Source organism: Pseudoalteromonas sp. S554, assembly GCF_005930865.1.
Taxonomy (GTDB): domain Bacteria; phylum Pseudomonadota; class Gammaproteobacteria; order Enterobacterales; family Alteromonadaceae; genus Pseudoalteromonas; species Pseudoalteromonas marina.
Genome location: NZ_PNDV01000118.1, coordinates 1 through 10,638 on the forward strand (window position 1 = coordinate 1; position 10,638 = coordinate 10,638).

Below are 10,638 nucleotides of genomic sequence, written 5' to 3' on the forward strand. Positions count from 1 at the left end.
GGTCACTCAGTTTCAATTGAGACTCTAATTTGTTTGCCTCACTTAGCGAACTAAGCTTGGCTGTTAGAACTCAATCTGTACGAGTGCCCACACAGATGATTGCTTTATATTGTTAAAGAACGTTTGAGTTGCCTTAGCGACTCAAGGGAAGCGAATCTTACGCTTTCCTGTGTTTTTGTCAACACTTAATTTTAAATTTTATAAAAATCTAAACTTAAGTTTTACTCGACTCACTAAGTGGTTTGCTTGCCTCGCTAAGCGTTGCCTGCTCTGCCGTCTCAGTGGGGTCGCATTATAGGGAGATCCGAAAACAGATCAACCCTTTTTTGAAGAAAACTTGAAAAAACATACTGTTCGATGAGTATTTGAGCTAAACACACTAAAAAAACAACATTGCTTTCATTTTATTAACATGTATCGTCAATTTTGCTTTGAAACAGTAGGCTAAGATCCGACGATCTTCATATACAAACTCACTCCCCACAAGATCACAAGGATCATTAGTGAAAGCGTGACGGCTGCAGAGCCCATATCTTTTGCCCTGCCTGACAAAACATGTAGTTCTGTGCTTACACGATCTGTTAGTGCTTCAATTGCTGAGTTTAATAACTCAACAATTAATACCACTAACAGTGAGCACATAAGAATTGCCCAATGAAGTAATGAAGATGCCAGCAGAAATGAAAAAGGAAAAAGGATTATGCAGATCAGTAGCTCTTGCCTGAATGCAGCTTCTTCTTTAAACGCTGCTTTAAATCCTAGATAGGAGCAGTATGTGGCTTTAAATACACGCTTGAACCCTAATCCATTTGGTTTGAATACATCTTTCATTAAATAAGCTCTTTAAAAGGTCAAAAGAAAGCCCCGCAATGCGAGGCTTTATATTTTAGGCTACGCCGTATTTATCACGATACGCTTTTACTGATACTAAATGTTCACCCATTGTCCCTTGGTTTTCAAGGTAACTAATTAAATCAGCAAGTTTAACAATAGAGATTACCTGTGTATTAAAGTCGCGCTCAACCTCTTGAATAGCAGAGAGCTCAGCTTTACCTTTTTCCTGACGATCTAGTGCTATTAATACACCACTTAAGTCTGCGCCATTATCTGCGATGATTTCCATTGATTCGCGAATTGCGGTACCCGCCGTGATCACATCATCCACCAGCATGATTTTACCATTTAATGGTGAGCCTACTAATGTACCGCCTTCACCATGCGCTTTTTTCTCTTTGCGGTTAAAGCAATAAGGTACATCTTTGTTGTAATGATCTGCTAATGCTACAGCTGTGGTGGTAGCGATTGGAATACCTTTATAAGCTGGTCCAAATAAAACATCATATTCTATAGCCGCATCTTCTAGAGCTGCAGCATAAAAACGGCCTAACCGTGCTAAATCACGTCCAGTGTTAAATAAGCCTGCATTAAAGAAGTATGGACTAGTACGGCCTGATTTAAGGGTAAACTCACCAAACTTCAGTACCTGCTTTTCTAGCGCAAATTCAATAAATTCTTTTTGGTAATCTTTCATTTTTTGCTACCTACTTATTTATGCTAATGCTTGCTTTTGAACGTCAATGATCTCTCTAATAGAGTGTTTTGCTAATGTAAGTAACTCATCAAGCTCATCAAACGAAAACGGTTCGCCCTCTGCCGTGCCTTGAACTTCAATAATTTTACCTGTTTCAGTTAAAATTACATTCATATCAGTTTCTGCCGCTGAGTCTTCAATATATTCTAAATCACTTATAGCTTGGCCCTTATATATGCCAACTGAAATCGCAGCAATCATATGCTTAAGCGGGTTTGAATTAATCATACCCTTGGCACGCATGTGGGTTAGTGCATCGACAAGTGCAACACAAGCACCGCTTATTGATGCTGTGCGTGTTCCACCATCGGCCTGAATGACATCACAATCAATAGTAATTGTGTTTTCGCCAAGTGCTTTTAAATCAACTGCAGCGCGAAGTGCACGTGCGATCAAACGTTGAATTTCCATTGTTCGGCCACCTTGCTTACCACGAGACGCTTCACGAGCATTGCGCGTGTGTGTTGACCTTGGAAGCATGCCGTACTCAGCATTTATCCATCCCTTACCTTGGCCTTTCATGAAACGCGGAACGCCCGATTCAACCGTAGCTGTACAAAGTACTTTGGTATTACCAAATTCAACAAGTACAGACCCTTCTGCATGTAAAGTATAATTACGTGTAAATGATACGGGTCTAATTTGATTTGGTGTTCTTTGGCTTGGACGCATTGACGATCCCCTTAATTCATAATTTGCCACATTATAAGTGTATGTGAGTACAGATACCATGCTGATTTAACAAATACCTGGTTGCAAAACATTCAGCTACTTAAATTTTCCCTAGAGGTTGGAGAGTGTTTCGGTATAATAATAATTAATTATGTATTATAAAACTTAGGAAACCATCCATGATCCACAGTATGACAGCTTATGCGCGTCGCGAGATAAAAGGCGATTGGGGCACTGGCACTTGGGAAGTTCGATCAGTTAACCAACGTTACCTTGAAACCTTTATTCGCGCACCAGAGCAATTTCGTGGGATGGAGCCTGTTATTCGTGAACGCTTACGTAAACATCTACAGCGCGGTAAAGTAGAAGTATTTTTAAAGTTTGTTGCAAACCCAGCTCATGTTGGTGAGTTATCAATCAATCAAGCATTGGCTGAACAACTTATAAATAGTGCTAAATGGGTTCAACAGCAAAGTAATGGTGAGATAAACCCTGTTGATATTTTACGCTGGCCTGGTGTAATGGAAGCCGAAGAACTGGATATGGACAGCGTAAACACAGCGCTAATTGCAGGGCTTGATGAAGTAATAGAAGACTTTAAATCAGCACGGGGTGATGAAGGCGCAAATTTAGAAGAGATGATAGCAACTCGCCTTGATGCAATTATAGAGCAAGTAAACACTGTAGAAACTCACATGCCAGAAATTACTAAATGGCAACGTGAGAAACTTGAACAAAAATTGGAAGATTTAACGACAAATATTGACGAGTCTCGTCTTGAGCAAGAACTAATTTATCTGGCACAAAAACAAGATGTAGCTGAAGAGCTAGATCGCTTAAAGTCTCATGTTAAAGAAACTAAAAAAATTCTTAAAAAAGGCGGCGCATGTGGCCGTCGCTTAGATTTCATGATGCAAGAGTTTAACCGAGAAGCAAATACCCTCGCTTCTAAGTCTATTAATAGCGATATTACTAATGCGGCGGTCGAGCTTAAAGTTTTAATTGAACAAATGCGTGAGCAGATCCAAAATATAGAATAATATCCATTTGAGTCCAAACACCTCCGCCAGAGCCCAGTCATACTGGGCTTTTGTGTTTTTAGCGTCCAAATTATTTTGAATAATTTAGGCCAAAAATACAAAAAAGTGGTAGTGCGAGTGGTAGTTCGGTGGTGACCCGAGTGGTGACCCACTAGCCGAGTCACCAATGTCGTCCAAATAACCCTATTATTTTGGAGGATATAAATGTTAACCGAAGCGCAACTAAAATCTATCATTAAAAAGGCCGCCCCTGTTCGGGGAATAGGAGATAAGGATGGCCTGTTTTTCTCATTGACCAAATCGGGATATGCCAGTTTTAAATTCCGCTATCAGATAAATGGTCGGCGAGCCATTATCACCATCGGGCCATATCCTGCACTTTCTCTGAAAGAAGCTAGGCAGAAAGCAGTGGCTCTTCGCCACCAGCTAGCTAACGATATTGATCCAGCTATGGAAAAGCGAAGAGCTGAACATCAAGCAAGACAGACTTTAGATGCCGTATTTGAGCACTACTTTGAAACCATCATCGAATCACGCTACTCACATGCAGGTCGTTTAAAGCGCCTTTATGAAATGAATCTAAAAAAGCCATTGGGCAAGCGAAGTATATCGGAGATAAATGGCTTGGAGATTTCGGATGTACTGCAGAAAATCAAAAAAGGCACACGAACAAAGGCACCGAGACCTTCGATAGCAAATAAATCGCTTTATTTACTGAAGGCGTTATTTAAACATGCTGTTAAGCTCGATTTAATTCGTCATAACCTAGCCCTATCCTTCACAGCTATGGACGCAGGCGGTGAAGAAAGACCAAAAGATACCTATTTAAACGAAAAACAAATCAGACAGTTTTTCGACATAGCCGAAGCAGCAGGCACCGCCTTTAGTAGAGATAACTACCTAGCAACCTGCTTGCTGTTTTGTACGGCAACTAGAAAGATGGAACTGTTAGGCGCTAAGTGGGAAGAATTCGACTTTGACGAGTTGTTGTGGACAATTCCAGCGGAGCGCACAAAACCACGCCGAGAGTTCTTAGTTCCACTCTCACCACAAGTCATCGTTTGGCTTGATGAACTAAAAATAAGAGCCTGTGGCAGCGAGTATGTGTTTCCGGCAAGAAAGCAAAGCCGTATACCTCATGTCTACCACGACACGTTAAACCACGCATTTAAAGCTCTGAACCTGCCATTTGCGCTGGCACCACATGATATCCGAAGAACAACAAGGACATTATTGGCAAAACTAGGCGTATCGGATCAGGTCGCTGAAATATGCTTAAATCACAAGCTCCCTAAGATGCAGCACATCTATAACAAGTATTCTTTCTTGCCAGAAAAACGAGAGGCACTGTTGATGTTATCTGAAGCTTTTTACGAATGCTTATCTAGAGCGGAGTAAGATATGAAACGATTAACAGATAAGAGGCTTGTTGAAACAATCCAAGACTTAAAACATTGGGATGGTTATCCGCCGACCACAGAATATATCGTTCAAACTTTTCCCATGCTGGAAGAAAAAACGGTTAGGCGTGCTTTAATTAGGGCGTGTAATAGAGGAAAGATCCAAAAACAAGGAAACCACTGGTATCCATGTAATTAAGTGAAAGCTGAATTTCGGTTTAATTAGCTAGTAGCAGCCTAGTTAAAAGTATCAACTAGCTCAATTTTGCACAGAAACGTGTTATGGACGAAGGACAGTTGTGTGCCACAAGCTGTCATTCGTAACGCCCGCATAATGGGCTTGTTAGGCTTTGTTAATAAATTATTCGCTTGGCACTAGATACTTCATTTCTTCATCAGATAATGTCATCGTAATATTTCTTTCTGAATCAGCTTTAAAGCGCCCTCTAACCCTAACAATCCCTTGTTCAATACCTTCGAGTATTCCTCCATACTCCCCTTTCCAAATTTCACTAGGCAGCCCTTCAACAGATAGCCTCATTGCATCCCAGATAAGAGTAATGTACGAAGGACCACCGTCAAATGATGAAGATACAATTCCAACAAGGTGTCCTTCTTCATTAAAAACAGGGCCGCCACTCATACCACCCAAAGTCTCCATGTCAACTTCTACACAAGGAGATGGCATTCTTTCGCCTCTGCCATGAGGAAAGCAGTTTGTAACAAGGCCCGAAGCTAATAAAGGGCTAACCAAGGTAGAGTCCTCGCCAACCTCACCATCTCGAAACCCAACAGCCCACAATCTACTGCCTATTAAAGGAAGGCACAACTCTAGGGGCACTAGTGATAAAGGGTACTCAACATGAGCTTCAGAATTAAGATCACATGATACTACTGTAAGGTCAGATATTTTCTTTGAGCAGGGATCCCAAGGCTGATAAGTACTTGGCCCTGAACAAGTAACAGTAGACGTTGGCAACCAAGCTCGAGCCTTGCTCTCTGGTAAAAAGGAAAGCAACACAGGGCCGGAGCCTGTTCTGGGGAATTCATCAAATACATGTGAGGCTGTAAGAACTAAACCAGGCCCGATTATTATTCCACTGCCGACACTTTTCAACTTACCATCAAAATAGCCAGCTATAGAAACAATGGCATCACTAGCTTGATGCAAACTATCTAATGAGCCTAACCCGTCATCAGATGAAAACTCTGGACGGCCCCACTTTAGTTCAAGATCTTTCAGTTCGGTATTCTTTTCAGTAATTAAAACTCTGTGCACTTCTTCAACCTTGTATGACTTGTGCGGTGAAATGGATTAAAAGCCTAACGCTCCACTCACCGGAATCTTAGGAGCAAAGCGAGTAAAATTTCTGCGTGCAGTGGCTTGTTATATCACCATGCCTCGGGATTCTCACACCTTGGACATACATAGGAATATGTATCTTCCCATGAAGTCATTTCACCATTAGGCCATGGTGAACCACAAATATCACAATCCACTTCAATATCCTCTGACTCCTCATTTTCACAGCCCTCTAGCGTACACCGATAGCCCGTAGACGAATCATCATTCGGTATCATAGTGTCATTCCCGCAACTCGGGCACGTATAGACGTTCCACTCAATAAACATCCGATGTTTTGGCCTAACTCCAGCAAATAGTAGGTGCTTTTGCTCTGAGACCGATATATTTGCTTCCGAAAGGGCATGTTCGTATTCATCAGCTAATACTTTGAAAATATGAATACGGTCTTCACCCACTTCTTCATCTAAATCGAAAAGAGAAAATATATCTGTAAACTCGGCCAAACCTCTAACTAGTCTGCCGACACAGAGGCGAACCTCTTTAGCGGTAAATTCAAATTCAAAATGCTCAATCGAATTTCTTAGGTCCTTCATCCAATTAATGTCGTCTATGAAATCCTGATCTACAAAGTGATTTCCAGTTATTCCGCATACTTCACTCTTGGCAATTGATAAGGCTTGCTCGACCGTAACCGTATGGGGAGATATATGACCCTGTATTAATTTTCCAAAATCGAAGCCTTCATTTTCAAGAGCATTGAATGCTGACAAGAGGTCTGTTTCATCCGCTTTGGATCTCTTCAAAACTTCTTTATAGCACTTAGAAAAAACCAAATTGTCATCTAGTGTTTGCATGTACATCTTGAGTACTAACTCTATGCTATGGGCCAAGTGAGTTATGGAAAATTTAAACGCCTTTAAATCACCACCCAGTCCTTGTTCATATTTAGCAAGGGCTTCATTAAAGCTATCAATTGCATTAGCCTTAATATCGAATTTGAACTTCACAAAGCACTCCATTTTCTAAGGTGATATAACATGTTTATAGCGAGCTAATCGCGCGTTTTTCTGAATGACTCATTTGTAGCAAACTTCTTAACTAATTGCCATTACAACTAAAATACAGTAGTTCTAGCTTTGTTTCAGGACAAAGACGAGCGATGGGGTCGTTTTCCTGACTATGCAAGAAATATACTTTGACGAAATAGAAAAGCAATGTTGAATGACCGCTGTTCGCTCTTTTGAGTAATTCGCCTAAACACGTCTTGGGGCACAATCAAATCTGGACACAACTGGTTCAGAACTCAAATATGTTAAATCTCTACAGCTAGGTAGTAACAAACATGAACTGCCTTAAATCAGTTAGATAGAAAGCAAACCAGTTTATAAATAGGGAAATTTACGGAGTTAATTGCCGTAAATTAAAAGAATGCTAAACCGCATTTGTATTGAGTTGATAATATGATTGAAAAGCTCTGCTATTACCTGGCTCAACTCCTAATTAAAATACAATCGATACTTTTTTATCGTACTCCCTCTCTATCCCCTACCAAACTTGGCTTGTAAGACCTCAAGCTTTTTTTACTTCTCTTTACACCTCAAGTTACCACTCTGCAAAGCAAACTTTTTGCTGCCATTACTTAGAATTTAGTACAACTCCAAATAGGTTTATGTTTCTGACTTCGTATAACACTGATGACGGAGATCGCGTTGAAAATTAGCAAACGCATAGAACGAGCGAAAAAAGCACTAAAACAACTGCAACTTGAGAAAGGTGATACGTTCAAGTTAACTAAAATTGAGGGGGCCTTATCGATAAAGTCTTTCGAGGGGTGTTTAACCGCAGTCTTTCGTAAGCAAATCAACAAAAACCGTGTATACAAATCATTGGGCGTATTAAATAAAAGCTATTCAATTATGCACGCCGTTTGTGACTGTCTAGAGTATGAAAAATCACTAAAAGAACATGGCTTCATTGATGAGCCATTTTTGGAGCTGCAACAGCGCATTAATTCGATTGAAACACTCGACGACTTAGCTTGTGAATTCTTTTTACACCACGACGAAATTGACTTTCCTGATGATGCCGTTCCTCTTAAAAACCTGCCTGACCTCCAGCAGAAATACTCAACTTATGCTCAAAACATAATAGGCGATGTTTACCTTAAAGTGTTTGATAAAAAGCATCTCATCAAAGTAACCAACCATATTTATGCCAAATCCCCAAAAGCAAACTGCAAACATTGCTCGTTTCATGGCGAATGTGATCAGTGTCGAGATTTAAATGATCACTCTGCTCTTGCTAATCATATCAGGTATACCTTAAGTAGAATCATGGAATTAGGGGTGCAATACAAACTCATTAAAACAAACCCCATCGCTAACATTAAAGCTTCCGATATCGGGTATAAACCTAAACGTAATCGCCGCGCTTTAGTGATGCAAGAACTGAAAACTTTAATCCGTCGATTAGAAGCTGCTATGGAGACCGAACCCGCCAATGTTTGTACGATTTATTTGATACTCCTACTTGGGGTTAGGAAAGAAGAACTGGTCACTGCTAAGTTCAGCGATTTCATGATTGATTTAATACCAATTGAAAACGGCAAAGATTTGCTTGAAGATTTGCAATGGAAGCTGAAAACAACAAAAACAGGAACCAATAGAGCCATGTTTATTACGCCACTAGCGACTGATTTTTTAAATAAGCTGGCTGCGTATAGCAATGGCTCAGATTATTTGTTACCTGCTCGAAAGTCTAATAGCCGCAGTCCACACATACACCACACAACAGTAAATAAATTCATTGACCGCATCGCTGATGATTTAAAATTTGTAGTACATGAACTAAGGCACACCACACGAACGCTGCTGAGCTCCTTAAAAGTAACAGGCGAAGTTGCAGAATCATACATTACTCATTCCTCAAAACTCTACGAGCACGATCCTCTTCACTTATACGATGAAAGAAAAGATGCCGCGATAGGCATCTCAAACTTAATCACAACTCTGATAGAAGAAGTAAAAAAAGAAGATATAAACAATGAAGTCACCATTTAAAAAGGTAGAGCCGCCGCTGACGTTTAATGAAGTCTTGGAGATAATTGGCTATAAAAAATCATGGCTTTATGGCCAAATGAAAGCGGGAAAATTTCCCAAACCGGATCGGAAGGTCGGCAAAAAAAACTTATGGAGTCGTGAAGCTATTGAGCAATATTTAGCGATGAAAGCCATAGAGGAATCGAATAACTCTGACCAAATTTACAATTGGTCAGGAAGCGCTATGACATCCTATCCTGCAATACCTTGCACAATGACGTTCGAGTTTTAATACATGCTCTTAGAGTCGTGTTCAAAACCCTGCGAGATATTGCAGGGTTTTATTCATCTATTCTCTTTTTAAATCAAAGCATTCACACTTTATATGAGTATGTTTCTGCAATACCTCGCAGAAAACACTTCAATTGAAAACCTGTGCCCTATTGCAGGAAAACTGCTTTCCTGCGAGGAATAATATGCAGAGGTAATACCCCTTTGGCGTTACAACATAATGAGGATTAAACAACGGGCGGAGCATAAGGTTATGCTTTGAACTATCTCGCTATAGTGAAATAACAATATCGAGTATTTTTAAATTGATATATATCTTGTCGTTGGATTCTACAAATCAGTGAGTTGATTTTGATTACTTAAAAAAAGTTCCAACTACCTGAGGGTAATTTAAATTGTAAAAGTGAAACTAGAACCAAAAATAAAAATATTGTGTGAATATTGAAAAAATGATGGGACCAGGTCATATCAAAAGAATTGTTTTAGTTAGTCTCTTTAGAAAAAAGTTCGTTTAGCAAGTTCGAATTTTTTACAGAACCAAGAACCAATCAAGACTCACCTGTGAACTCTTGATTCATAACAACTCATTAACTACTGAGTTGCTTGAACAAAATATATTAAAGGCAAGACTATACACTACTTATTTACGCTTATATAAAAGTATGAATGCAACAATCAGTACTAATACACTTATCAAAAATACAGAAATCGTAATAATTGGCACCTTTTCTCCTTAAGTTACCCACCTAAGCTATAAAAATTTAAATCTCACGGCGAACCGCACGAACTGATAGTTGAAAGCCTACAGGGGCTAAAATCTTATTAAGCACTGAGACTCTTGGATCAGTATTGCCTTTTTCAATATCCCTAAGCGTTTTGTCAGACACCTTAATAAACTTCGCATATTGAGTTTGTGTCATACCATACAATTGTGTGCGAACTTGCTTAACTAATTCACCAATAGTGATTACATTGTTGGCAACATCATTTTCTAGCTTCGCAAGAATTTCTTTTCGCTGTTCGGCCGACAAGCTAGCCATTATAAACTTCCACCTCCACTCCAGTAGTTTATTACCGTTTATGGATTAATATTAGCAACCTTTCGGTAACAGTCGACCTAAATAGGAACTCCAATACCGTTTTCAACCTGAAAGTCCTCAGGTTTTCTTAGAGTTTTAGCCAAAAACCTGCCTATTAATTACTTAAGCTCCTTTTGTAACCAAAACAGAGGTATAGCTTATGAAAAATTTTACTAAAGTGCAGCGTATCGCAGTTGCTATGTAACCGTCGGCTAAACCAC

General features: G+C 39.7%; 11 protein-coding genes. 5 read left to right on the forward strand and 6 right to left on the reverse strand.

Annotation, left to right across the window (positions count from 1 at the left end):
* Window positions 1-444: 444 nt before the first annotated feature.
* Genes CWB65_RS18685 through rph form a run of 3 tightly spaced genes read right to left on the reverse strand, consistent with a single transcriptional unit; the run spans window position 445 to window position 2,263 of the window.
* Window positions 445-831, reverse strand: coding sequence for a diacylglycerol kinase (locus tag CWB65_RS18685; protein ID WP_006794747.1), 387 nt, complete (start codon window positions 829-831; stop codon window positions 445-447).
* 55 nt (window positions 832-886) lie between these two features.
* Window positions 887-1,531 (reverse strand): orotate phosphoribosyltransferase, encoded by a 645-nt coding sequence (gene pyrE / locus CWB65_RS18690; protein ID WP_006794746.1) that lies wholly within the window; start codon window positions 1,529-1,531, stop codon window positions 887-889.
* Between the two features lie 18 nt (window positions 1,532-1,549).
* Window positions 1,550-2,263 carry a ribonuclease PH gene (gene rph / locus CWB65_RS18695; RefSeq protein ID WP_006794745.1) on the reverse strand — a complete coding sequence of 238 codons (714 nt, stop codon included), beginning with the start codon at window positions 2,261-2,263 and terminating at the stop codon, window positions 1,550-1,552.
* Window positions 2,264-2,442: 179 nt separating this feature from the next.
* On the opposite strand from rph, the gene CWB65_RS18700 reads away from it, so the two are divergent.
* From CWB65_RS18700 to CWB65_RS18710, 3 genes are all read left to right on the forward strand, one after another.
* The gene (locus tag CWB65_RS18700) at window positions 2,443-3,303 is read left to right on the forward strand and encodes a YicC/YloC family endoribonuclease (RefSeq protein ID WP_008130686.1); all 861 of its coding nucleotides are present in this window, start codon (window positions 2,443-2,445) and stop codon (window positions 3,301-3,303) included.
* Window positions 3,304-3,507: 204 nt separating this feature from the next.
* The gene (locus tag CWB65_RS18705) at window positions 3,508-4,701 is read left to right on the forward strand and encodes a tyrosine-type recombinase/integrase (RefSeq protein WP_138741214.1); all 1,194 of its coding nucleotides are present in this window, start codon (window positions 3,508-3,510) and stop codon (window positions 4,699-4,701) included.
* Between the two features lie 3 nt (window positions 4,702-4,704).
* Window positions 4,705-4,902 (forward strand): hypothetical protein, encoded by a 198-nt coding sequence (locus CWB65_RS18710; RefSeq protein WP_138741215.1) that lies wholly within the window; start codon window positions 4,705-4,707, stop codon window positions 4,900-4,902.
* A gap of 162 nt (window positions 4,903-5,064) precedes the next feature.
* On the opposite strand, the gene CWB65_RS18715 is transcribed toward CWB65_RS18710, so the two are convergent.
* Complete coding sequence (locus CWB65_RS18715) at window positions 5,065-5,982, reverse strand: S1 family peptidase (protein ID WP_171047600.1); 918 nt, start codon at window positions 5,980-5,982, stop codon at window positions 5,065-5,067.
* Between the two features lie 113 nt (window positions 5,983-6,095).
* A complete protein-coding gene (locus tag CWB65_RS18720; protein WP_138741217.1) occupies window positions 6,096-7,016 on the reverse strand; it encodes a hypothetical protein in 921 nt (306 codons plus the stop codon).
* A gap of 702 nt (window positions 7,017-7,718) precedes the next feature.
* Between CWB65_RS18720 and CWB65_RS18725 the strand changes: the two genes are divergently transcribed.
* Complete coding sequence (locus tag CWB65_RS18725) at window positions 7,719-9,068, forward strand: tyrosine-type recombinase/integrase (RefSeq protein WP_138741218.1); 1,350 nt, start codon at window positions 7,719-7,721, stop codon at window positions 9,066-9,068.
* Window positions 9,052-9,339 (forward strand): helix-turn-helix transcriptional regulator, encoded by a 288-nt coding sequence (locus CWB65_RS18730; protein WP_138741219.1) that lies wholly within the window; start codon window positions 9,052-9,054, stop codon window positions 9,337-9,339. Before CWB65_RS18725 ends, CWB65_RS18730 begins: the two co-directional genes overlap by 17 nt.
* Window positions 9,340-10,099: 760 nt before the next feature.
* On the opposite strand, the gene CWB65_RS18735 is transcribed toward CWB65_RS18730, so the two are convergent.
* Window positions 10,100-10,378 (reverse strand): helix-turn-helix transcriptional regulator, encoded by a 279-nt coding sequence (locus CWB65_RS18735; protein WP_100914091.1) that lies wholly within the window; start codon window positions 10,376-10,378, stop codon window positions 10,100-10,102.
* Window positions 10,379-10,638: the final 260 nt, after the last annotated feature.